This window comes from Pseudomonas typographi, from assembly GCF_014694385.1.
GTDB lineage: Bacteria > Pseudomonadota > Gammaproteobacteria > Pseudomonadales > Pseudomonadaceae > Aquipseudomonas > Aquipseudomonas typographi.
Genome location: NZ_JAAOCA010000053.1, coordinates 1 through 21,914, shown reverse-complemented (window position 1 = coordinate 21,914; position 21,914 = coordinate 1). Strand labels below are relative to the sequence as shown.

The window sequence follows — 21,914 nt, the reverse complement described above, 5'->3', positions numbered from 1 at the left end:
AGTACAGCGCCTGGAAGCATGCGTTGGCGAACAAGCTGGACAAGGCCTCGCAAGGGCCGACGATACCGCTGATTGCGGTGGCGTGTGCGGTTTATAACTTGGAGGCGCAGATTGTTGGGATGAAGGAACTCAGTAACGAGCAAGAGGCTGGCTTGCCCCGTTACACTTTCGGAGTTGCTGGCGCCTTGCTAGATCTGATCGCCGCGCTTGGAAGTCTCTCTAAATTTATGTTCGGAGAGAGCAGCAGCTTAGTGCATGCATTAAACAAACCGCGTTTTGATATATCGAGAATACCCGCATTAACGCGTTGGGCTGAAAACTTGAAAGCCCAGACGGGTAATAGCAAATTACCACTGCTTCGAGCGTTGTCAAGTGGTGCTATGTTGTTAACGGCTGGTATTACTATCTGGGATGCCGAACGGGCGTGGCGCCAAGGGGATCATGATGCTGCAGTGGCTTATGGGGTTGCGGCATCTGGAGGTGCTGCCTGGGCAATGTGTTTACTCGGCATATGCATCAACCCGATCATTTTGGTCGCCGGCGCAGTATTGTTCATAGTCGGTACCATGGCGGCGGGCTGGTTAGTCGATAGCGATATAGAAACTCTCTTTAAGAACGGGCCATTCGGCCAGAATCACGGGAGTACCGGCCTGCTCGGTGAAGCGCTGAAGGATGACCGCTTCCAATACTTGCGGGACGCCAGTTCGGCATATCAGCAGCTTCTTGGTGTCATGGGCAAGCCAATGATCAAGGCTGAACGGTTCACAGAGTGGTGGCGAACAGCACCACAGAGAATTCGCGAAGACCTTGAGCAGATTGATCGGCAACGCAGGTCCCCAAATCCCTGGGGAGAGTGCCGCCGACCCTCTGCCCAGCAGTTCGAAGCTACGGATTGGGTAGTTACCGTCCATTCGCCATTATTCTCGATGTTCGAACCAGAGGTTTATAAGCTCCATGCCTGGGAAGAGTTTGTGGTATTACCGCATCATGGCGTATTTAATGTCGAACGAGTCGAACGCCGAGAGATCTCGGAACCAAAGCTAGCGTCCTACCGCTTGGATGGCAGCACGCTGATATATGTGATGCCCAAGCAATTTTCTGTTCAACATCAGACAGCCGGGGAACGGTTCGGCAGTACCATTACTCACCGGCTCAAGGTATTCGGCCAATTCCGGCTTGCGATGAACGCTGGCCGTACCAAAGCCCTGGTTCTTCCACAGCCCAGCCCAAAAACTTGGCAGCCCTATAGCGCAGAATTTGATAACAGACCTGCATCTAATACGCGCGCGGGTGAAGCCCCCTACTGGCTTATCGAAAATCTGGAATTTAAAGTGTGAAACAGCTCCATTACGGCCCCGCAATCTACCGTAGTAATAAGATCGGCACGCTACCTCCTTATCCCGACCAATGGCGTGGCTTATCGAACAGATCGCTGCTATGGGGGAATTATGCAAACATGAACTCTGCAACACAGACTCAATCTCAACTAGAGGATAGGTATCTAGTAAATTATAACCCCGAAAAAATTCTTGGCGTATATGTACATTGCAACGCAGACCGCTGGAATTTTGAAAATAGCAGTCACATACCACAGCTGCTTTTCATAGTTAGGTTTATAATGGTATTTTTTTTATTTTGCCGTGGGCGGCGGAGATAGTGTCTATTTTAAACTACCCTTTAATAATTACTGTGATCGCGGTAGCGATAATGATTTTGGGACTTTTCCTGTATTATTCGTCCCGGCCTTGGTATGCGTATCTACTATGGGGCTCTTGCGCTGCGATTACCGCTGGAATAATCGCTTGGAGCGAGGGTTCACTCTGGGGTTATTGGCGAGAGCAAACAGCCTTTTGGATAGGCACGCTCTGCCTATTCATGGCCACCCTCGGCACAGACCTGCTGCTCTTACTTTACGCCCAAATCTATCGCCACGACGGCAGCGGCTTCAACCGCCGCGACGGCATGGTGCGCATCGGCAGGCGCTTTCGCTCGCCCTTTGTCGCCCCCTTCTATGAGTTTGACCCAGTCATGCAACTCCAAATCCTGCCCTATGGCGGGCGTGATTATGTGTTGTGGCTGCACCACCGCTATACCAACACAAAAGTGTGTTTGGGCATGAAAATGCACAGCCTGGGCCTGGACAAAGCCAACCTCATGGCCTTCTGGGACACCCTCCAGCGTTACATGGATGTGGAGCAGCCCCTGCCAGACCTGCCCATTCTCGAACAAAGCCGCCACCTGGACCCTGTCACCGCTGCGCACGACAAAGCCACCGGCCGCCCGGAACGCTATTGGCGCGACCTGGACGTTGCCGCCTGGAAACGTACCGAGGGGCGTAGGCTCCGCGAGCAGGTGGCGAATTATCCGTGGCAGCAACAGCCTTGCATCCTTCAGGCAACGATCGACCCCAACTTGAGCATTGCCGCTTACTACAGAAGCCAGGAAGCCAAGGGCATCAAGGCCACGCCCAAGAGCACGGATTTCGCCTACTTGGAACAGACGGCATAAGGACCGCCAAGCCATGCGCCCCGGCGCACCTTTTAAGCACACCGCGCACCGCGATGGGGCCCGGGCCCTGGCCGTGGAACCGCCCTCTGCCCCGGAAAACCGGCGCTCTCATCCACCTGGCACGGCTCTGGCATGGGCCAGTGTGTGCAGGAGCGTAACGGTTCGCGGCACCACAATTCGTAAATGGCCGACTAGGGTTCCGGCTCGCTTAGGCGAGTGGCTGGTCCGAGAGTTGGCGACCTCCAGTTGAGGTTACACGGCGGGATAAAAGCCCGGGAGACAGGACACCTGACAGGTGCCGCCCTGCTCCTGCGCGCCCACTCTCAACTGGAGGCTTCCCCATGCGACTACCTCGCTTACCCTCGTTGCTCGCCGCTGGCTTCGCGGCGCTGCTCAGCTGCTGTGCCCACGCCGCGCCCAAGCAACAGTTCAACCTGTGCTGGACGATCTACGCCGGTTGGATGCCATGGGAATACGCGCAAAGCCAAGGCATCATCGACAAGTGGGCGAAAAAATACGGGATCGAGATCAAGCTGGTCCAGCTCAACGACTACGTCGAATCGATCAACCAGTACACCGCCGGCCAGTTCGATGGCTGCACCATGACCAACATGGATGCGCTGACCATTCCCGCTGCAGGCGGTGTCGACAGCACCGCGCTGCTCGTCAGCGACTTCTCCAACGGTAATGACGGCATCGTGATCAAGGGCGCCGGCAAGGCGGTGGCCGACCTCAAGGGCATGAACGTGAACCTGGTGGAGTTGTCGGTTTCCCATTACCTGTTGGCGCGCGCACTCGACCAGGCCGGCGTGAGCGAGCGAGACGTGAAAACCGTGAACACCTCCGACGCCGACATCGCCGCGGCGTTCGATACCGACCAGGTGCAAGCGGTGACCACGTGGAACCCAATGCTGGCGGACGTCAAGGCCAAGCCCGGGGTGAGCGAGGTGTTCGATTCGAGCAAGGTGCCCGGCGAGATCATGGACATGATGGTGGTCAACAGCCGAGTGCTGGCCGATAACCCGGCGCTGGGCAAGGCGCTGACCGGGGCTTGGTTCGAAGTGATGGCAACCATGGCCGCCCACGACCCCGCCGCCCTTGAGCACATGGCCAAGGCCAGCGGCACCGACCTGGCCGGCTACCAGGCGCAGTTGGCCACCACCAAGCTGTTCTACACCCCGGCCGAAGCCCTGGCGTTTGCCACCAGCGCGCAGTTGCCGGCAACCATGGCGAAGGTCGCGCAGTTCTCTTACCAGCACGGCCTGCTCGGCGACGGTGCCAAAAGCGCCAACGCGGTAGGCATGCGCTTTGCCCACGGTGTCAGCAGCGGCGACCCTAGCAACGTGAAGCTGCGTTTCGACCCTACCTACGTGCAAATGGCCGCCGACGGCAAGCTCTGACTCCGTGGAGGAACGCGCCATGCGCCTGATCAACCGCCACCCCGACGGGCCTGGCCGGCTGTTGCTGGTGGTACTGCCGTTCGCCTTGCTGTTGTGCGCCTACCTATACGGTTCGGCCGCAAGGCTGGCCGACAACCCCAACGACAAGCTGCTGCCCAGCACCGCGCAGATGGCCGAGGCGGTCAAGCGCATGGCCTTCGAGCAAGACCTGCGCACCGGGGAGCGGCCGCTTTGGCAAGACACCGCCGCCAGCTTGCGACGCCTCGGCATGGGCTTGGCCATCGCCGCGGTGGCCGGGCTGAGCCTGGGCCTGCTGGCAGGCACCGTACCGCTGCTCGGTGCCCCGTTATCACCGCTGTTAACGGTGCTGTCGATGGTGCCACCGCTGGCCATGTTGCCCGTGCTGTTCATTGTTTTCGGCCTGGGCGAGTTGTCCAAGGTGATGCTGATCGTGATTGGCATCACGCCGATACTGGCCCGCGACCTGGAACAGCAGGCCCGCGACATTCCCCGCGAGCTGTTGGTCAAGGCGCAAACCCTCGGCGCCTCCACCTGGACGTTGATACTGCGGGTGGTGCTACCGCAATTGCTACCGCGGCTGCTGGTTGACCTGCGGCTGGTGCTGGGCTCGGCGTGGTTGTTCTTGATCGCGGCCGAAGCCATCGCCTCGACCGATGGGCTGGGCTATCGGATCTTCCTGGTACGCCGTTACCTGGCCATGGATGTGATCCTCCCCTACGTGGGCTGGATCACCGCCCTGGCCTGGGCCATGGACTGGGCCTTGCGCCAAGTGGGCCGCCGGGCCTTCCCTTGGTACCACGGAGGTAACCGATGAGCCTGATCGACGTGCACAACCTGTGGCAGCGCTACGGCGAGCACACCGTGCTCGAACAGGTAAACCTGAGCGTGGCCGAAGGTGAGTTCTGCGTGTTGGTGGGGGCCTCTGGCTGCGGCAAGTCAACCTTCCTGCGCCTGTTGTTGGGCCAGGAACGGCCCAGCCAGGGGCACATCATGCTGGGCGGCCAGCCGCTGCCGGGGGAGCCCGACCCAGGCCGCGGCGTGGTGTTCCAACGCTATTCGGTGTTCCCGCACCTGAACGTGCTCGATAACGTGACCCTGGGCTTGGAGTTGCAAGCCTCGCACTGGTGGGGGCGGTTGCTTGGCGCTGCCCGGCGCAGGGCCGCCGACCAGGCGGCGGCCCTGCTCGAACGGGTAGGTTTGGGGCAGGCGCTGGCTAAATACCCCAGCCAACTCTCCGGGGGCATGCAGCAACGCTTGGCCATCGCCCAAGCCTTGGTGATGAAGCCCCGGGTGTTGTTGCTCGACGAGCCATTCGGGGCGCTGGATCCCGGTACCCGCAAAGACATGCACGTGCTGTTGCTGGAGCTGTGGCGTGAGCACCCCTTGACCGTGTTCATGGTCACCCACGACCTGAACGAAGGCTTCAGCCTGGCCACGCGCCTGCTGGTGTTCGACAAAACCCGCCACGACCCGCATGCACCGCACGCCTATGGCGCGCGGGTCACCTATGACATTCCCTTGAACAGCGAGCGGAGGGCCTTCCAGGCCGCACTCGCGCAACCGCCCGGCGAGCTTGCCGGGTGCGTGCACATTGCCTGAGGTACACCCGATGACGACATTCGCTTACCCCCTGTTTGCCGAAGAACGCCTGCCCGGCGGTGCACACAGCTCTTTCGTGCTCAAGCGCGGGCAACTGCTGCGCCTGACCGATCTGGAAGGCGGCGCCAACGTGAGCCTGACGCTGCTCAACGCGCTGGAGAAAACCGAGCGGCTGAACCTACCCGACAGCCTCAAATGCCAGCACACCGCCAAGCTGACCGCCGGCCACTGCCTGTATTCGGACATGGGCCGCGTGCTGGCAGCGATTACCGCCGACACCACGGGCTGGAACGACAGCTTCGGCGGCCTGCTCAATGCCGAAGAGGTCCAGCACAAGTACGGCACCGGCCGCTACCAAGAACTGCGCAACGGGTTCTACCGCAATGGCACCGACAACCTGTTGGTCGAACTGGGCAAATGGGGCCTGGGCCTGAGCGACCTGACCATGACCCTTAACCTGTTCAGCCGGGTAGACGCCCATGCCGATGCCACGCTGCATTTCGTGCCCGGCCACTCCCGCGCCGGGGATTATGTCGAGCTCTATGCGCCGATGGACACCTTGGTGGTGCTCACCGCCCTGCAGCACCCGATGGACCCGAACCCACGGTACGCCCCTAAACCGGTGCAACTGAGCTTCATGCATGCCCAGCCGGAAGTTGCCGAAGCGTGCCGCCAGTCGCGCCCGGAAAACCAGCGCGGGTTTTTCAACACTGAACGGCTGTACGCCTGAAGGAGCCCCCATGACCGCCATCGTCTACGACATCACCATCCCCGCCGGCGAGCCTTCGCTGACAGAAGTCAAGGCCGGGCAAACCGTGCGCCTGCTCGACCTGGAAGGCAACCAGGCGATCGACACGCTGTTCTACAGCGCCGCCAACCCACGGGAGCGCTACGACGTACAGCGCACCCTGCGGCGCCAGGGGCGGGTGTACTTGAGTGAAGGCAGCGTGCTGTATTCCAATCTCGGCCGGCCGCTGTTGACGATCATCGAAGACACCTGCGGGCGCCACGATACCCTCGGCGGCGCCTGTGCCCAAGAAAGCAACAGCGTGCGCTATGCCTTGGACAAACGGCACATGCACAGCTGCCGTGACAACTACCTGCGCGCCTGCGCCCATGACGGACGCCTGGGCAAGCGCGACCTGGCGCCGAACATCAACTTTTTCATGAACGTGCCGGTGACCGCCGATGGCGGCCTGACGTTCGAGGACGGCCTGTCGGCCCCGGGCAAATACGTGGTGCTGCGTGCGCAGATGGACGTGATCGTGCTGATTTCCAATTGCCCGCAGTTGAACAACCCGTGCAACGCCTATAACCCGACACCCGCACAACTGACCGTGTGGGCCTGAGCGCTTTTACACGCCCCGGGGACGACCCCGGCCAGCGCCTTCGTCGCGGGACGGCCCGCCCAAGGTTCTGCCATGTTCGACAGCCTGCTGATTGCCAACCGTGGCGCCATCGCTTGCCGCATCTTGCGCACCCTGCGTTCCCTGGGGGTGCGCGGGGTGGCCGTGTACGCCGAGGCCGACGCCAGCAGCCGGCACCTGCTGGAGGCCGACGAGGCCCATAGCCTGGGCGACGGCGCTGCCGCCGCCACGTATTTGAACGTCGATAAACTGTTGGCCGTGGCCCGCGCCAGTGGTGCCCAGGCCGTGCACCCCGGTTACGGGTTCCTCTCCGAAAACGCCGCCTTCGCCCGCGCCTGCGAAGCGGCAGGGCTGGCCTTCGTGGGGCCGACGCCAGAGCAATTGACCCTGTTCGGCCTCAAGCACACGGCCCGCACATTGGCGCGCCAACATGGGATTGCACTGCTCGAAGGCAGTGACTTGCTGGCCGATTTACCTACCGCGTTGGCCGAGGCTGGCAGGGTAGGTTACCCGGTGATGCTCAAGAGCACCGCCGGCGGTGGCGGCATCGGCATGCGCGTATGCCACAACGCCGAAGAATTGACCGAGGCCTTCGCCGTGGTCAAGCACTTGGGCCAGAGCCAGTTCAGCGATGCCGGTGTGTTCCTGGAGCAATACGTCAGCCGCGCACGCCACCTGGAGGTTCAGGTGTTCGGCGACGGCCAGGGTGAGGTGTTGGCGCTGGGCGTGCGTGATTGCTCGGTACAGCGGCGCAACCAAAAGGTGTTGGAAGAAACCCCGGCGCCCAACCTGCCCGCCGGCATGGCGCAGGCCCTGTGCCAGGCAGCGCTGACCCTGGCCCGCGCCGTCCACTACCGCAGCGCCGGCACCGTGGAATTCGTTTACGACACCGACAGCGGGCGGTTTTATTTCCTCGAAGTCAATACCCGGTTGCAAGTGGAACACGGCGTGACCGAGCAGGTGTGGGGCGTGGACTTGGTCGCCTGGATGGTCCAACTGGCCGCCGGTGAATTGCCGCCGCTGAGCGAGTTGGCTAAGGGCCTGGCGCCCCATGGCCATGCCATCCAGGCGCGGCTGTATGCCGAAGACCCGGGCCAAGGCTTCCAGCCCTGCCCCGGCCTGCTCAGCGCGGTACAATTCGCGCCGGCCGACGGCCACAGGTTGCGCATCGACACCTGGGTCGAAGCCGGCAGCGAAGTGCCGGCGCATTTCGACCCGATGCTGGCCAAGCTCATTGCCTGGGGGGAAACCCGCGAACAGGCCCGCCAGGGCCTGGACGCAGCCCTGGCCGCCAGCTCGCTATACGGCGTACAAACCAACCTGGGCTACCTGCGCCAGGCCCTCGCCGCCGAGCCCTTTGCCAGCGGCCAACCATGGACGCGCTGCCTGGAGGGGCTGCGCTACCAAGCCCATAGCCTGCAAGTGATAGCCGGCGGCACCCAAACCACCCTGCAGGATTACCCTGGCAGGCTGGGTTACTGGGCGGTGGGTGTGCCCCCCTCAGGGCCCATGGACAGCCTCGCGCTGCGCCAGGGCAACCGCCTGCTGGGCAACCCCGAGGGCGAAGTGGCGCTGGAAATCACCCTGCAGGGCCCCATGCTGCGCTTGAACACCGACGCGGTGATTGCGGTCACCGGCGCAACGCTGCCAATCACTGTCGACGGCCAGGCACAGCCGATGAACACCAGCCTCCGGCTGCCCGCCGGCGCGCTACTGAGCCTAGGCGCCATTGGCGGCGCCGGGGCCCGCGCCTACCTGTGCGTGCGCGGCGGTTTCCAGGTGCCCGCCTACCTGGGCAGCCGCAGCACGTTCACCCTGGGCCAGTTCGGTGGCCACGCCGGCCGCGCGGTGCAAGCCGGCGATGTGCTGCAGCTGGCGCCGCTGCTGGACAGCAGCGCCGGTGCGTGCGTGCCCGCAGCCGAGCTGCCGGGCTTCCCGCCGGTGCGCAGCTTGCGCGTGATCTATGGCCCTCACGGCGCGCCGGAGTATTTTTCCGCGGCTTACATAGAGCGTTTTTTCGCCAGTGACTGGGAAGTGCACTTCAACTCCAGCCGCACCGGCGTGCGCCTGATCGGCCCGAAACCGGAATGGGCCCGTGAAGACGGCGGGGAGGCCGGCCTGCACCCCTCGAACATCCACGATAACCCCTACGCCGTCGGCGCGGTGGACTTCACCGGCGACATGCCGGTGATCCTCGGCCCGGACGGCCCCAGCCTGGGCGGCTTCGTGTGCCCGGTCACGGTGATCGAAGCCGACCTCTGGCAACTCGGCCAATTGAAGGCGGGCGACCGCGTGCGCTTCACCCCCGTGACCCTGGCCGCTGCCCGCGCGGCCAGCCCAACCCGGCCCAGCCCGCGAGCAACGCTGGCCTCGCCGATCGTGCTCGATTGCGGCGAAGGCCGCGAACGGCTGGTGGCACGGCTGAGCGGCGACACGCACCTGCTGCTGGAAATTGGCCCGGCCGAGCTTGACCTAGTACTGCGCTTTCGCGCCCATGCATTGATGCAAGCGCTTCAAGGCCAGGCGCTGGCGGGGGTGATCGACCTCACGCCGGGCATCCGTTCGCTACAGGTGCACTACCAGCCCGAACACCTGCCGCTGGCGCGGTTACTGGCCTGTATCGAAGGGCTCTGGCGCCAGGTGTGCGCCCAGCAGCACCTGACCGTGCCGTCGCGCATCGTGCACCTGCCGCTGTCGTGGGACGACCCGGCCTGCCGCCTGGCCATCGACAAGTACATGACCACTGTGCGCAAGGACGCCCCCTGGTGCCCGAGCAACCTGGAGTTCATCCGCCGTATCAACGACCTGCCAAGCCTGGCCGCGGTGCAGCGCACCGTGTTCGACGCCAGCTACTTGGTAATGGGCCTGGGCGATGTATACCTCGGCGCGCCGGTGGCCACGCCACTGGACCCCCGCCACCGCCTGGTGACCACCAAATACAACCCCGCGCGTACCTGGACGGCAGAGAACTCGGTTGGCATCGGCGGCGCTTATTTGTGCGTGTACGGCATGGAAGGCCCCGGCGGATACCAGTTCGTTGGCCGTACATTGCAGATGTGGAACCGCTACCGCGACGTGCCGGCCTTCAAAGGCAAACCCTGGCTGCTGCGCTTTTTCGACCAAATCCGCTTTTTCCCGGTCAGCGCCGAAGCGCTACAGCGCATCCGCCGTGATTTTCCGCTGGGCCGGTACCCCGTGCACATCGAACACAGCGAGCTGTCGCTGGCGCACTACCAAGCGTTCCTGGCCGACCAGGCGCCCAGCATCGAAGCCTTCCGCGTGCAGCAGCGCCGGGCCTTCGCCGCCGAACGCCAGCGCTGGCTAGACAGCGGCCAAGCGCATTTCGAGGCGCAGGACTTGCCAGCGGACGAACAGCCCGCCAGCGCCCTGGCCGCCGGCGAGGTCAGCGTCGACAGCCCCATTGCCGGCAACCTTTGGCAGTTGCTGGTGGCGCCCGGGCAGCACGTGCACGCCGGTACACCGCTGTTGATATTGGAATCGATGAAGATGGAGATCCCAGTGCTGGCGCCCAGCGCTGGCGTGGTAACGGCGCTGCAGGTGCAGCCAGGCTCAGCACTGCGGGCCGGGCAACGCTTACTCATACTGGCCGCCGATTGAGCGACCCACTCAAGGATACGCACATATGACCGACATCAATGACCTGCGCCTGGGCGCCCTGCGTGCCGCCTACCTCAGCGGTGCAATCACGCCGCGGGCACTCATTGCCCAGTTGCATGCGCGGGCGCAAGCGCTGAACACGCACAATTGCATTTTTATCCACTTGCTTAGCCTCGAACAGCTCGAACCCTACCTGGCCGCCCTCGAGCACCAGTGCCCAGAGGCGTTACCGCTATACGGTGTGCCGTTCGCCATCAAAGACAACATCGACTTGGCCGGCGTGCCCACCACCGCTGCCTGTCCGGCGTTCGCCTACCTGCCCGACCGCTCGGCCACGGTGGTGGAGCAACTGCTGGCCTTAGGTGCGGTGCCGCTGGGCAAAACCAACCTCGACCAATTCGCTACCGGCCTGAATGGCACCCGCTCGCCGTATGGCGCGTCCATCAACAGTGTGCACCCCAGCTACCCCAGCGGCGGCTCCAGCGCCGGCTCACCGCTCACGGTGGCGCTAGGGCTGTGCAGCTTTGCCCTGGGCACCGACACCGCAGGCTCCGGGCGCGTGCCGGCGGCACTGAACAACTTGGTGGGGCTCAAGGCGAGCAAGGGCTTGATCTCCACCGCCGGGGTAGTGCCCGCCTGCCGCACCCTCGACTGCGTAACGACCTTCACCCACAGCGCCGAGGAGGCCAGCCAGTTGCTCGGCTGGTTGGCTCGCCTCGACCCGCGCGATGAATACAGCCGGCACAACCCGGCCTGGAACAATGCCCAGGCGTTCGGCCAGGTGCAGCGCTTTCGCTTCGGCGTGCCGCTCAGCCAAGGCCTGGAATTCTTTGGCTGCAGCGAAGGGCCCGGCTTGTTCGGCGCCGCTGTGGCGCGCCTGCAGGCGATGGGCGGCGAGGCCGTGGATATCGACCTCACGCCCTTCCTGGAAGCGGCCCGGTTGCTCTACGACGGCCCCTGGGTGGCTGAACGCTACAGCGTGGTGGGCGAGCTGATCGAGCGCCAGCCCAGCGCCGTGCTGCCGGTGATCCACCAGGTATTGGCCAATGCGCCCGCTACCAGCGCGGTGGCTGCGTTCCGCGCACAGTACCGCCTGCAACACCTTAAGGCCGAGTGCGACCGCATCCTGGCCGGGCTCGATTGCGTGGTTACGCCCACCCTCGGCCGGCCGGTGACGCTGGCAGAGCTGAACGCCGAGCCGATCAAGGCCAATGCGCAGTTGGGCTACTACACCAACTTCATGAACCTGCTCGACTACGCCGCCGTGGCGGTACCCAGCGGCGCCATGGCCAACGGCTTGCCATGGGGGATTACGCTGTTCGGCCGCTGCTTTACCGACCAATACCTGCTCAGCCTGGCCCAGGCCTACAGCGCCCAAGCCTTGCCCGCCCGCGCCGCGCGACATGACCGCACCCGCCTGGTGGTGTGCGGCGCCCACCTCGATGGCCTGGCACTGAACTGGCAACTGCGCCAGCGCAATGCCGTGCACCTGGAAACGACCCTCAGCGCCCCGGCCTACCGCTTGTACGCCCTGGCGGGCGGCCCGCCACAACGGCCCGGGATGGTCCGCGTGGGTGCCGCTGGCGTCGCCATCGAAGTGGAAGTCTGGGAGCTGCCCAGCCAGGAACTGGGCTCGTTACTGGGCGAGATCCCCGCGCCGCTCGGCTTGGGCAAGGTCGAGTTGAGCGATGGCCGCTGGGAAACCGGGTTCATCTGCGATGGCTGGGGGCTGGAAGGCGCCGAAGACATCAGCCGTTTTGGCGGCTGGCGGGCCTGGCTGGCACGCGAAAGCGCCCTCGGCTGAACGTTAGCCGCACCCGCAGGCGCCGGTGTACCTGCGGCGCCAGCGCGTCGGCCGGCACGCATACGCTGCGTACGCGCCACTGGCCCGGCAGGCGGTAGCGCAGGATCACCAGCGCGGGAAACACCACGGTGTCGCGGCAAAGGCCCACCGGGTGCCAGCCCAGGGCCCGGCTGTACAGGGCCCAGCCACGTGCGTCGCGGCGCAGGCCGGTGACCGCCGTGGGGTGGGCCAGCAGCACCTGCCGTGGCAGGCACCAGCCCACATGGGCAAGGCCGGCGAGTATCAGTGCCAGCCGCCCCCATGCGGGCATGGCCAAGCTGAAGGCCGCGGCCAGGGCCAGCAGGCTGACCGCCAGGTAAGCCCGCAATAGCCAGCGCGACGCCCGCCAGCGGCATTCGAAACGGTTATTGGGGTTGGACACGGTCCAGGATCATGCGGACCATGCGTTGCAGTTCAGGGTCTTCGGCTTCGCCACGCTCCATGAACCACACGAACAGGTCTTGGTCTTCACACTCCAGCAGGCGGCGGTACACCTCTCGGTCGGCCTCGTTCAGGCTGGCGTACACCTCTTGCACGAACGGCACCAACAGCACGTCGAGTTCGAGCATGCCACGCCGGCTGTGCCAGTAAAGGCGGTTGAGTTCTACGCTATCGACCATGGGGCCCTCCTCGAAAAGGCGGCCAGTATACAGGCGCCCTGGCAGGGCCGCACGTAGACCAACGCCGCCAACGGTCACAATGTACATACGCGCGCGGTAGGTTTTTTCCGCGCCGGGCCTTATTATGGGCGCCAGTCTTGGAGAGTGCCCCGTGCCTATGGCCAATACCACTTTTTACTGCCCGCTGTCCCATGAGGGCGTGCTTGCCGTTCGCGGCTCGGATGCCCGCAAGTTCCTGCAAGGCCAGCTCACCTGCAACCTCAACTACCTCGACGAGGCCCATGCCGGCCTTGGCGCGCGCTGCACGCCCAAGGGGCGCATGCAGTCGAGCTTTCGCATCGTGTTGGAGGGCGACGGTTGCCTGCTGGCCATGGCCCGTGAACTGTTGCCGGCGCAATTGGCTGACCTGAAAAAATACGCGGTGTTTTCCAAGGCCACCCTGGCGGACGAAAGCACCCAGTGGCAACGCTTCGGCCTGCAGCAGGGCGACGCCGCCCTGCAAGCGCTTGGCCTGCAGTTGCCGGCCGAAACCCACGCAGTGGCGCGCCAGGGCAGCACCCTGGCCATACGCGTGTCGCCCGGGCGGGCCGAGCTGTGGGTTGCGGCGGCCGCCGCCGGGCAAACCGTTGAAGTGCTCGCGCAACACCTGCCCCAGGGCGACCTCGACGGTTGGCTGCTGGGCCAGGTACGCGCCGGCGTGGGGCAGGTGTTCGAACAAACCCGCGAGCTGTTCATTCCGCAAATGATCAACCTGCAGGCCGTCGGCGGCGTGAGTTTCAAAAAAGGCTGCTACGCCGGCCAAGAGATCGTTGCACGCATGCAGTACCTGGGCAAACTCAAGCGCCGCCAATACCGCTTGCGCTTACCAGGCGGCAACGTTCCGGCACCCGGCACGCTATTGTTTTCGCCAGTACACGCCAGCGCCGTGGGTGAAGTGGTCATCGGCGCCTCGGCGGGCGATACGGTGGAGCTATTGGCGGTGCTGCAGGCCGATGCAGTGGAAGACGGCAACATTCATCTGGCTGAAGCCGGCGGGGCGCCCCTGGAGGTGCTTGACTTGCCCTATGAACTGGATCGCGACCGCGAGATCCAGCGCTGAATGTCGCTTTGATGGCCCCTGCCGAATTCAAGGTTCTAGCCGATGATCAATACGCTGGCTGAAACGGTTCAAGCCGACTTGCTCGAAGCCATCGAGCGCGACACGCTCACCTTGCCGACCCTGCCGGAAGTGGCGCTGGCCATTCGCAAGGCTGCCGAAAACAGTGAAGTGAGTGTGAGCGAACTCAGCCGTGTGATCGGCCGTGACACCGCCCTGAGCGCGCGGCTGATCAAAGTGGTCAACAGCCCGCTGCTGCGCAGCCATGTGGAAGTGAACAACCTGCACACCGCGATCACCCGTTTGGGCGTGAACTACACTTGCAACCTGGCCGTGGGGTTGGTGATCGAACAGATCTTCAACGCCCGCTCGCCGGTGATAGCCCGCGCATTGCACGACAGCTGGGCCACCAGCGTGGCGGTGGCGGGCCTGGCCTATGAGCTGTGCCGGCGCACGCATCGGCTGCATGCCGACCAAGCGGCGCTGGCCGGGATGGTCCACTTGATCGGCGTGCTGCCGATTCTGGCCTATGCCGAGGACCACAACGACCTGTTGGCCGACTCGGTGTGCCTGAACCACGTCATCGAGCATATCCACCCGATCATCGGCAGCAAGATCCTGCGCAGTTGGGAGTTCCCCCGGGCACTGGCCGACGTGCCGCTGTTTCACCTGGATTACCACCGCGAGCAAGCGCTGGCCGACTATGCCGATGTGGTACAAATGGCCACGCTGCTGAACAAACCCGTGGAACAACGCCCTACCCTGAGCGCGCTGCCCGCGTACCTGCGCCTGGGCATGGACGCCCTCGACCCGCCGCTGTCCGCGCGCGAGGTGCAAGAAGCCAAGGCGCTGCTGGCATAAGCATGCAGGTCAGGGAAACGTGACCCTGACCCGCAGCCCGCCGGCTTTGCCATCGTGCAGGCTGATCTGCGCACGGTGTGCGCGGCAGATCTCCCCGACGATGGCCAGCCCCAGCCCGGAGCCCTGGTTACCGCGCCGGTAAAAACGCTCAAACACCCGTTCGCGCTCGTCGGCCGGAATGCCCGGGCCGTCGTCTTCCACCTCAAGAATGCCGGGGGCCAACACCCGCAACGTGACGTTGCCGCCGGCAGGCGTATGCGCCAGGGCGTTGTCGACCAAATTGCTCAGCAACTCATGCAGCAACGTCGGTTCGCCACGGATGGGCACCGGTTCATCGGCCTCCAGGGCCAACCCAATGCCGCGCCCATGGGCCAGGGCGGCCATCGCCAAGCCCAGTTCACGGGCCAGGCTGCGAAGGTCAAGGCTGTGCGCACCGCCCTCGGCGATCACCCGCGCGCCATGCTCCACCCTGGCCAGCGACAACAACTGGTTGGCCAGATGGGTAAGGCGGTCGGTGCCTTCAACGCTGTCGCGCAGCGTTTGCTGCCAGCGTTCGGGGTAACGCAGGCCGAGTTCCATTTGCGCCTTGAGCGCGGCCAACGGTGTGCGCAGCTCATGGGCGGCATCGGCAATGAACTGCCCTTGGCGCTCGAACTGTTCACGCAAACGCTCGGTAAAGTGGTCGATGGCCTGCACCAGCGGCGCCAACTCGCGCTGCACGTCTACCGTTGGCAGCGGCCGCAAGTCGTCCAGGCGGCGTTCTTCCACCGAGCGGCGCAGCCGCTCCAACGGGCGCAGCGCGCCGCTGACGGTGATCCACACCAGCAGCACTGCGCCGGCGCCGAGCATGCCCAAGCGCAACAGGGTGTCGGCCATCAGGTCACGGGCCATGCGCACCCGGGCTTCCTCGGTTTCTGCCACGCGGATTTCCGCCATGCCGGCCATGTCCGGGTCACTGACTGCCTTGAGCAGGCTGACCACGCGCACGTTCTGGCCCAGGTAGTGGGCGTTATAAAAGCGCGCCAGCGCTGGGTACTTATCGGTGCGTGGGGTACTCGCAGGGGGGGCCGGTACGTTCTCGTAGCCGGAGATCAGCTTTTGGTGAACATCGTTGACCTGGTAGTAGATGCGCCCGGCGCTGTCGTAGGCGAAGGTGTCCAACGCCACGTAGGGCACATCCACGCTGAGGCTGCCATCATGTTGGGTGAGGTTGGCGGCGATGGTACGGGCCGACGCCAGCAAGGTGCGGTCGTAAGCGGTGTCGGCCGCCTCACGGCCATTCCAGTAGGCCGAGAGGCCACTGGCGAGCATCAACACCGTGAGCAACGCCACCAGGTTGCGCAGCAGCCGCCAACGCAGGCTGCCGGCGTTAACCATTGCGCGCTTCCAGCAGGTAGCCCAGGCCACGGAAGGTGACGATGGCCACTTCCTGGCCGAGCTTTTTGCGCAGGCGGTGCACGTAGATTTCAATGGCGTCGGCGCTGGCCTGCTCATCAAGGCCGAACACTTGCCCGGCCAGTTGCTCTTTGCTCATCACCCGCCCTGGGCGTGCGATCAACGCTTCGAGCACCGCCTGCTCGCGAGAGGTCAGGTTCAGCATTTGCTCGGCCAGGGTAAAGCGCCGGCTGTCTACCTCGTACACCAGCGGGCCGCAGCGCTGCTGCCGCTCACCGCCAAGCAACGTGCGGCGTAGCATGGCCTTGACGCGCGCTTCCAGCTCACTCAATTCGAAAGGTTTGGCCAGGTAATCGTCCGCGCCCAGGTTAAGGCCGTGCACACGGTCTTTTACATCGCTGCGCGCGGTTAGCATCAATACCGGCAAATGCTGCCCGCGGTCCCTCAGCCGGGCCAATACCTGAAAGCCATCCAGCCGGGGCAAGCCCACGTCGAGCACGGCCAAGGCGTATTGCTCGCTCGCCAGGGCCAGGTCGGCGGCCACGCCATCGTGCAGCAGATCGACCGTCAGGCCCACACCCTTGAGCGCCTGGGCCACGCTATCGGCCAGTGGCAAGTGGTCTTCGACCAGCAATATGCGCATTATTGTTCTCCGTTACGCAGGCACAATGGGCGGAGTTTACCGGGGTTCGCACTGCGCGGAAGTGGTTACAACAAAATGCGTCAACTGAAAGGCTGGCGAAAGCTTCGCCCGCTATGGTCGCCCCTCAGGGTCCACCCTCGGCCCCTACCGAATCACACAAAAACAACAAGACTCGGAGACGTCATGAAGACATTCCTGCGCCCCCTCGCGCTGGCCGCTGGCTGTGCGTTGCTCGCCCAACCGCTGTTCGCCGCCGATGAACCGAAACGCCCCGAATGCATTGCCCCGGCCGCACCGGGTGGTGGTTTCGACCTCACCTGCAAGTTGGTGCAAAGTGCCCTGGTCGAAAGCAAGATCCTCAGCAAACCCATGCGCGTGACCTACATGCCTGGCGGCGTCGGCGCCGTGGCCTATAACGCCGTGGTCGCCCAGCGCCCGGCGGATGCCGGCACCCTGGTGGCGTGGTCCAGCGGCTCGCTGCTCAACCTTGCCCAAGGCAAGTTTGGCCGTTACGACGAAAACGCCGTGCGTTGGCTGGCCGCCGTCGGCACCAGCTATGGCGCCATCGCTGTGAAACAAGACTCCCCCTACAAAAACCTCGATGACCTGGTTCAAGCATTGAAGAAAGACCCCAGCAGCGTAGTGATCGGCTCTGGTGGCACAGTCGGCAGCCAAGACTGGATGCAAACCGCATTGGTCGCCAAGGCCGCCGGCGTGAACCCGCGCGACCTGCGCTATGTGGCCCTCGAAGGCGGCGGTGAAATCGCCACGGCCTTGCTCGGCGGGCACATCCAAGTGGGCAGCACCGACATCGCCGATTCCATGCCACACATCGAAAGTGGTGACATGCGCATCTTGGCGGTGTTCTCCAAGGAGCGCCTGGACGAACCGGCGATGAAAGACATCCCCACCGCCAAGGAGCAGGGCTACGACATCGAATGGCCGGTGGTGCGCGGCTTCTACCTGGGCCCGAAGGTCACCGACGAACAATACGCCTGGTGGAAGGCTTCGTTCGACACGCTATTGGCCTCCGAGCAATTCGCCAAGTTGCGCGACCAGCGTGAACTGTTCCCGTTCGCCATGACCGGCCAGGAACTGGACACCTATGTGAAGCAGCGGGTTGCCGATTACAAATCACTGGCCAAGGAATTCGGCCTGGTGGAGTAACCGCCCGCCCCCCCGCGCCCGGCAAGCGGGCGCTTTTGCGGAGAATTCATCATGCTGGTACAACGCCTGTTCGCTGCGGCATTGTTGGCTGCCTGCGTGGGCCTGGCCCTGATGGCCTGGCCCTACCAAGCGCCGTTTTCCTACGAACCGGTAGGCCCGCGCGCCTACCCCCTGCTGATGCTAGGCCTGTTGGCCATAGCCTTGCTGTACATGCTGTGGCGCCCCACGCCGCTGGTGCACAGCGAGGACGAACCGCCGCTGGACCGCCACACCCTGGCCAAGGTCGGCGCCTGCACCCTGTTGTTGCTGGTGTTCGCCGGGCTGTTCGAGCCACTGGGGTTCATCCTCAGCAGCGCTTTGATCGGCATTCCCATGGCCCGGCTGTATGGGGGCAAATGGCTGCCTAGCGCGGTGATCGTCGGCGCGATGAGTGTGCTGCTGTACATCTTGTTCGATCGCATCATGGACGTACCCCTGCCCTTGGGCGTGTTGAGCGTACTGGAGAACTGACTATGGACACCTTGGGTTACCTGGGCCAGGGCTTCGGCGTTGCGCTGACCCCTTATAACCTGGCCACCGCCTTGGCCGGCACGTTGATCGGCACCGTGGTCGGCCTGCTGCCAGGCTTGGGGCCGATCAATGGCGTGGCGCTGCTGATTCCCATCGCCTTCGCCCTGGGCTTGCCGCCAGAGTCGGCGCTGATCCTGCTGGCGGCGGTGTACTTGGGCTGCGAATACGGCGGGCGGATCAGCTCGATCCTGCTTAATATCCCCGGCGAAGCCTCTACCGTGATGACCACCCTGGACGGCTACCCCATGGCGCGCCAAGGGTTGGCCGGCGTGGCCTTGTCGCTGTCGGCGTGGAGTTCGTTCATCGGTGCGCTGATCGCCACCTGCGGCATGGTGCTGTTCGCGCCCTTGCTGGCGAAGTGGGCGATCGCCTTCGGCCCGGCCGAATACTTCGTGCTCATGGTGTTCGCCATCGTTGCATTGGCCGGCATGGCCGGTAACCGGCCGCTGAAAACCTTCATCGCCGCGTTGATCGGGCTGTTTTTGTCGGCGGTGGGCATCGATGCCAACAGCGGGGTGTATCGCTTCACCGGCGACAGCATTCACCTGGCCGATGGCATCCAGTTCGTGGTGCTGGTGTTGGGGCTGTTCTCGGTCAGCGAAATTTTCCTGCTGCTGGAGAAAACCCACCATGGCCATGCGGCCGTAAAGGCCACCGGGCGCATGCTGTTCAACTTCAAGGAAGCCGCTTCGGTGGCAGCGGTGAACCTACGCTGCGGCTTGCTGGGCTTTGTCATGGGTGTGTTGCCCGGTGCCGGCGCTACCCTGGCCAGCGCGGTGGCCTACATGACCGAAAAACGCATCGCCGGCCAAAGCGGCACCTTCGGCCAGGGCGACAAGCGCGGCCTGGCCGCGCCGGAAACCGCCATTGGCGCGTCGGCTTGCGGCGCGCTGGTGCCGATGCTGACCCTCGGCGTACCGGGCTCGGGCACCACCGCGGTGATGATCGGTGCGCTGACGCTGTATAACATCACCCCCGGCCCGCTGCTGTTCCAACAGCAACCGGACATCGTCTGGGGTCTGATCGCCTCGCTGTTCATCGCCAACGTGATGCTGGTGATCCTGAACATTCCGATGATCCGCATCTTTACCCGCATCCTGGCGGTGCCGAATTGGGCGCTGGTGCCGGTGATCGCGATCATCACGGCCATCGGCGTGTACGCGGTGCATGCGACCACATTCGACCTGTTCCTGATGGTGGGCATCGGCATCTTCGGCTACATCCTGCGCAAGCTGGATTTCCCGCTGTCGCCGCTACTGCTGGGGTTCATCCTTGGTGGGTTGATGGAGCAGAACCTGCGCCGGGCGCTGTCGATCTCCAACGGTGAGGTGGGCATTCTCTGGGGTAGCCCGATTACCTTCGGCGTATGGGTGCTGATCGCACTGATGCTGCTGTTGCCGCTGCTGCGCCTGTGGCGCAGGCGCCAATTGGCACGGCGCGGCGCGGCCAATGCCTGAACGGCATAGGTATGCCACGCCGCTGGTGGGGCTGGCCGGTGGTTGGCTGGCTAGCCTCGCCAGCTGGCCGTTGCCGTGGATGATCGGTGCGTTGCTAGCGGTGATTCTGGTGCGCTGCTTAACGCCCTGGCAACTGCAGGAAATCCCCCACGGCCGCAAGGCGGGCCAATGGGTGGTGGGCATCGGCATCGGTTTGCATTTTACGCCTGCCCTGATGGAGCAAGTGTTGGCCCACCTGGGCCCGATCCTGCTCGGTGCCGTGGTGACCACCGCCTCAAGTATCGTTGGGGTGTGGCTGATGCTGCGCAGCGGCGAAGACCGCGCCACCGCGTTCTTCGCCAGCATGCCGGGCGGCTCTGGGGAGATGGTCAACCTCGGCGCACGTAATGGCGCCCAACTTGGCCCGGTGGCAGCGGCGCAAAGCCTGCGGGTACTGGCGGTGGTGCTGTGCGTGCCGGCGCTGTTCAAGCTCGCGCTGGGCGCAGGCAGCCCGGCCAGCCACCCGCTTGCGGTGCAATGGGGCGTTCTGGCCTTGCTGTTCCCGCTGGGTGCGCTGCTGGCGCTCGGCTGGCAGTACCTGCGCCAGCCCAACCCCTGGCTGTTCGGCCCGTTACTGCTGGCCGCTACCGTGGGGGTGGCATTCGACCCGCATACGCGCCTACCCGACGGGGCCAGCCAGGTGGGCCAATGGCTGATCGGCAGTGGCCTGGGTTGCCATTTCACCCGGCAGTTCTTTCGCAAGGCGCCGCTGTTCCTGGCCCGCACATTGCTGGGCACCGGCTTGACCATGGCTTTGGCGGCGCTGGCGGCGGGCTTGCTATACCTCGTCACCGGCCTTGACCTGCGCTCGCTCACCTTGGGCATGATGCCCGGCGGCATCGCCGAAATGAGCCTGACCGCCGAAACCCTCGGGCTGTCGGTACCGCTGGTGACGGCCATGCAGGTGATGCGCTTGTTTTTGGTGCTGTTCCTGGCAGAGCCGGTGTATCGGCGGTGGATCAAAACCATACGCTGATACCCCACCCCACGCGGGTTAAACCGGCAAACGCCAATCCACCGGTTCCCGGCCGTGCTCAAGCAAAAAGCGGTTGGCCTGGCTGAAATGGCCATTGCCAAGAAACCCCCGGTGCGCCGACAGCGGCGATGGGTGCGGCGAGGCGAGGACCTTGTGGCGGGTGGTGTCGATCAGCTTGCGCTTACTTTGCGCATGGGAGCCCCACAGCAGGAACACCACGCTTTCACATTGGCTGCTGACCACTTCGATGATGCGGTCGGTGAAGGTTTCCCACCCCCGTTTGGCGTGGGAAGCCGCCATGCCGCGTTCTACCGTGAGGGTGGTGTTGAGCAACAACACGCCTTGTTCGGCCCACGGCTGCAAAAACCCCTGGCGCGGGATGTCGATGTTCAGATCGCGCTTGAGTTCTTTGAAAATATTGACCAGCGACGGTGGCGTGGCCACCCCTGGCTGCACCGAAAAGCACAAGCCATGGGCTTGCCCGGGCCCGTGGTATGGGTCTTGCCCGAGAATCACCACTTTTACCTGTGGCAGCGGGGTTAGGTTCAAGGCATTGAAAATCAGCGGCCCGGGCGGGTAAATCTCCTTGCCCGCAGCCAGCTCCTGGCGCAAAAACGCACGCAACTCGGCCATGTAGGGTTTGTCGAACTCCGGGCGCAGGGCCTGTTTCCAGCTCGGTTCAAGCTTGATGTGATGATCTTCGGTGGTCATGGGCATCCGTGGGGTCGGGGGGG

19 protein-coding genes, 1 pseudogene and 1 riboswitch are annotated in these 21,914 nt (G+C 64.1%); of the genes and pseudogenes, 15 read left to right on the top strand and 5 right to left on the bottom strand.

Features of this window, described 5'->3' with window-relative positions:
- From HAQ05_RS26005 to atzF, 9 genes and pseudogenes are all read left to right on the top strand, one after another.
- A pseudogene (locus tag HAQ05_RS26005) lies at nucleotides 1-1,337 on the top strand (hypothetical protein); the annotation flags it as partial.
- 538 nt (nucleotides 1,338-1,875) lie between these two features.
- Nucleotides 1,876-2,508 (top strand): hypothetical protein, encoded by a 633-nt coding sequence (locus tag HAQ05_RS26000; protein WP_190426702.1) that lies wholly within the window; start codon nucleotides 1,876-1,878, stop codon nucleotides 2,506-2,508.
- Nucleotides 2,509-2,688: 180 nt separating this feature from the next.
- Nucleotides 2,689-2,789: riboswitch (guanidine-I (ykkC/yxkD leader) on the top strand.
- Nucleotides 2,790-2,849: 60 nt separating this feature from the next.
- Nucleotides 2,850-3,908 carry a putative urea ABC transporter substrate-binding protein gene (locus tag HAQ05_RS25995; RefSeq protein ID WP_190426701.1) on the top strand — a complete coding sequence of 353 codons (1,059 nt, stop codon included), beginning with the start codon at nucleotides 2,850-2,852 and terminating at the stop codon, nucleotides 3,906-3,908.
- 19 nt (nucleotides 3,909-3,927) lie between these two features.
- Nucleotides 3,928-4,743 (top strand): ABC transporter permease, encoded by an 816-nt coding sequence (locus tag HAQ05_RS25990; protein ID WP_190426700.1) that lies wholly within the window; start codon nucleotides 3,928-3,930, stop codon nucleotides 4,741-4,743.
- Nucleotides 4,740-5,528 carry an ABC transporter ATP-binding protein gene (locus HAQ05_RS25985; protein ID WP_190426698.1) on the top strand — a complete coding sequence of 263 codons (789 nt, stop codon included), beginning with the start codon at nucleotides 4,740-4,742 and terminating at the stop codon, nucleotides 5,526-5,528. Before HAQ05_RS25990 ends, HAQ05_RS25985 begins: the two co-directional genes overlap by 4 nt.
- A 10-nt stretch (nucleotides 5,529-5,538) precedes the next feature.
- A complete protein-coding gene (locus HAQ05_RS25980; protein ID WP_190426696.1) occupies nucleotides 5,539-6,258 on the top strand; it encodes an urea amidolyase associated protein UAAP1 in 720 nt (239 codons plus the stop codon).
- Nucleotides 6,259-6,268: 10 nt separating this feature from the next.
- Complete coding sequence (locus HAQ05_RS25975; protein WP_190426693.1) at nucleotides 6,269-6,877, top strand: urea amidolyase associated protein UAAP2; 609 nt, start codon at nucleotides 6,269-6,271, stop codon at nucleotides 6,875-6,877.
- Nucleotides 6,878-6,949: 72 nt separating this feature from the next.
- Nucleotides 6,950-10,513 (top strand): urea carboxylase, encoded by a 3,564-nt coding sequence (uca, locus tag HAQ05_RS25970; RefSeq protein ID WP_190426691.1) that lies wholly within the window; start codon nucleotides 6,950-6,952, stop codon nucleotides 10,511-10,513.
- 25 nt (nucleotides 10,514-10,538) lie between these two features.
- Nucleotides 10,539-12,317: an allophanate hydrolase gene (gene atzF / locus HAQ05_RS25965; RefSeq protein ID WP_190426688.1), complete on the top strand. Its 1,779-nt coding sequence runs from the start codon at nucleotides 10,539-10,541 to the stop codon at nucleotides 12,315-12,317.
- Here atzF and HAQ05_RS25960 read toward each other — a convergent pair.
- Together HAQ05_RS25960 and HAQ05_RS25955 are read right to left on the bottom strand one after the other, a co-directional pair.
- On the bottom strand, nucleotides 12,262-12,738 hold the full coding sequence (locus tag HAQ05_RS25960) for a protein YgfX (RefSeq protein WP_190426684.1): 477 nt from the start codon (nucleotides 12,736-12,738) through the stop codon (nucleotides 12,262-12,264). The two genes, atzF and HAQ05_RS25960, sit on opposite strands and share 56 nt — an antisense overlap.
- A complete protein-coding gene (locus HAQ05_RS25955; protein WP_190426681.1) occupies nucleotides 12,722-12,976 on the bottom strand; it encodes an FAD assembly factor SdhE in 255 nt (84 codons plus the stop codon). Before HAQ05_RS25955 ends, HAQ05_RS25960 begins: the two co-directional genes overlap by 17 nt.
- 157 nt (nucleotides 12,977-13,133) lie before the next feature.
- Here HAQ05_RS25955 and ygfZ point away from each other — a divergent pair, with 157 nt between their 5' ends.
- Both ygfZ and HAQ05_RS25945 read left to right on the top strand, forming a co-directional pair.
- Entirely contained in the window at nucleotides 13,134-14,075 is a 942-nt protein-coding gene (ygfZ, locus tag HAQ05_RS25950; RefSeq protein ID WP_190426705.1) for a CAF17-like 4Fe-4S cluster assembly/insertion protein YgfZ, read from the top strand.
- A gap of 45 nt (nucleotides 14,076-14,120) precedes the next feature.
- Complete coding sequence (locus tag HAQ05_RS25945) at nucleotides 14,121-14,933, top strand: HDOD domain-containing protein (RefSeq protein WP_190426704.1); 813 nt, start codon at nucleotides 14,121-14,123, stop codon at nucleotides 14,931-14,933.
- A 9-nt stretch (nucleotides 14,934-14,942) separates the two neighbouring features.
- Here HAQ05_RS25945 and HAQ05_RS25940 read toward each other — a convergent pair whose 3' ends face one another.
- The gene (locus HAQ05_RS25940; RefSeq protein ID WP_190426678.1) at nucleotides 14,943-16,310 is read right to left on the bottom strand and encodes a sensor histidine kinase; all 1,368 of its coding nucleotides are present in this window, start codon (nucleotides 16,308-16,310) and stop codon (nucleotides 14,943-14,945) included.
- Entirely contained in the window at nucleotides 16,303-16,971 is a 669-nt protein-coding gene (locus HAQ05_RS25935) for a response regulator (protein WP_190426675.1), read from the bottom strand. Before HAQ05_RS25935 ends, HAQ05_RS25940 begins: the two co-directional genes overlap by 8 nt.
- A 183-nt stretch (nucleotides 16,972-17,154) precedes the next feature.
- Here HAQ05_RS25935 and HAQ05_RS25930 point away from each other — a divergent pair, with 183 nt between their 5' ends.
- From HAQ05_RS25930 to HAQ05_RS25915, 4 genes are read left to right on the top strand one after another with little or no spacing between them, the layout of a single operon-like run.
- Nucleotides 17,155-18,138 (top strand): Bug family tripartite tricarboxylate transporter substrate binding protein, encoded by a 984-nt coding sequence (locus HAQ05_RS25930; protein WP_190426671.1) that lies wholly within the window; start codon nucleotides 17,155-17,157, stop codon nucleotides 18,136-18,138.
- 51 nt (nucleotides 18,139-18,189) lie between these two features.
- Nucleotides 18,190-18,648 carry a tripartite tricarboxylate transporter TctB family protein gene (locus HAQ05_RS25925; protein ID WP_190426668.1) on the top strand — a complete coding sequence of 153 codons (459 nt, stop codon included), beginning with the start codon at nucleotides 18,190-18,192 and terminating at the stop codon, nucleotides 18,646-18,648.
- A gap of 2 nt (nucleotides 18,649-18,650) precedes the next feature.
- Entirely contained in the window at nucleotides 18,651-20,165 is a 1,515-nt protein-coding gene (locus HAQ05_RS25920) for a tripartite tricarboxylate transporter permease (RefSeq protein ID WP_190426666.1), read from the top strand.
- Nucleotides 20,158-21,180, top strand: coding sequence for an AbrB family transcriptional regulator (locus HAQ05_RS25915; protein ID WP_190426664.1), 1,023 nt, complete (start codon nucleotides 20,158-20,160; stop codon nucleotides 21,178-21,180). Before HAQ05_RS25920 ends, HAQ05_RS25915 begins: the two co-directional genes overlap by 8 nt.
- Before the next feature lie 18 nt (nucleotides 21,181-21,198).
- On the opposite strand, the gene ung is transcribed toward HAQ05_RS25915, so the two are convergent.
- Nucleotides 21,199-21,891 (bottom strand): uracil-DNA glycosylase, encoded by a 693-nt coding sequence (ung, locus tag HAQ05_RS25910; protein WP_202988116.1) that lies wholly within the window; start codon nucleotides 21,889-21,891, stop codon nucleotides 21,199-21,201.
- Nucleotides 21,892-21,914 lie beyond the last annotated feature (23 nt).

Bases quoted from the DNA above. Each gene is read 5' to 3' on its own strand.
- ygfZ (WP_190426705.1), top strand. From the start codon at position 13,134: ATGGCCAATACCACTTTTTACTGCCCGCTGTCCCATGAGGGCGTGCTT.
- HAQ05_RS25975 (WP_190426693.1), top strand. From the start codon at position 6,269: ATGACCGCCATCGTCTACGACATCACCATCCCCGCCGGCGAGCCTTCG.
- HAQ05_RS25935 (WP_190426675.1), bottom strand. From the start codon at position 16,971: ATGCGCATATTGCTGGTCGAAGACCACTTGCCACTGGCCGATAGCGTG.
- HAQ05_RS25980 (WP_190426696.1), top strand. From the start codon at position 5,539: ATGACGACATTCGCTTACCCCCTGTTTGCCGAAGAACGCCTGCCCGGC.
- HAQ05_RS25930 (WP_190426671.1), top strand. From the start codon at position 17,155: ATGAAGACATTCCTGCGCCCCCTCGCGCTGGCCGCTGGCTGTGCGTTG.
- uca (WP_190426691.1), top strand. From the start codon at position 6,950: ATGTTCGACAGCCTGCTGATTGCCAACCGTGGCGCCATCGCTTGCCGC.
- HAQ05_RS25925 (WP_190426668.1), top strand. From the start codon at position 18,190: ATGCTGGTACAACGCCTGTTCGCTGCGGCATTGTTGGCTGCCTGCGTG.
- HAQ05_RS25995 (WP_190426701.1), top strand. From the start codon at position 2,850: ATGCGACTACCTCGCTTACCCTCGTTGCTCGCCGCTGGCTTCGCGGCG.
- HAQ05_RS25940 (WP_190426678.1), bottom strand. From the start codon at position 16,310: ATGGTTAACGCCGGCAGCCTGCGTTGGCGGCTGCTGCGCAACCTGGTG.
- ung (WP_202988116.1), bottom strand. From the start codon at position 21,891: ATGACCACCGAAGATCATCACATCAAGCTTGAACCGAGCTGGAAACAG.
- HAQ05_RS25920 (WP_190426666.1), top strand. From the start codon at position 18,651: ATGGACACCTTGGGTTACCTGGGCCAGGGCTTCGGCGTTGCGCTGACC.
- HAQ05_RS25985 (WP_190426698.1), top strand. From the start codon at position 4,740: ATGAGCCTGATCGACGTGCACAACCTGTGGCAGCGCTACGGCGAGCAC.
- atzF (WP_190426688.1), top strand. From the start codon at position 10,539: ATGACCGACATCAATGACCTGCGCCTGGGCGCCCTGCGTGCCGCCTAC.
- HAQ05_RS25990 (WP_190426700.1), top strand. From the start codon at position 3,928: ATGCGCCTGATCAACCGCCACCCCGACGGGCCTGGCCGGCTGTTGCTG.
- HAQ05_RS25955 (WP_190426681.1), bottom strand. From the start codon at position 12,976: ATGGTCGATAGCGTAGAACTCAACCGCCTTTACTGGCACAGCCGGCGT.
- HAQ05_RS25915 (WP_190426664.1), top strand. From the start codon at position 20,158: ATGCCTGAACGGCATAGGTATGCCACGCCGCTGGTGGGGCTGGCCGGT.
- HAQ05_RS26000 (WP_190426702.1), top strand. From the start codon at position 1,876: ATGGCCACCCTCGGCACAGACCTGCTGCTCTTACTTTACGCCCAAATC.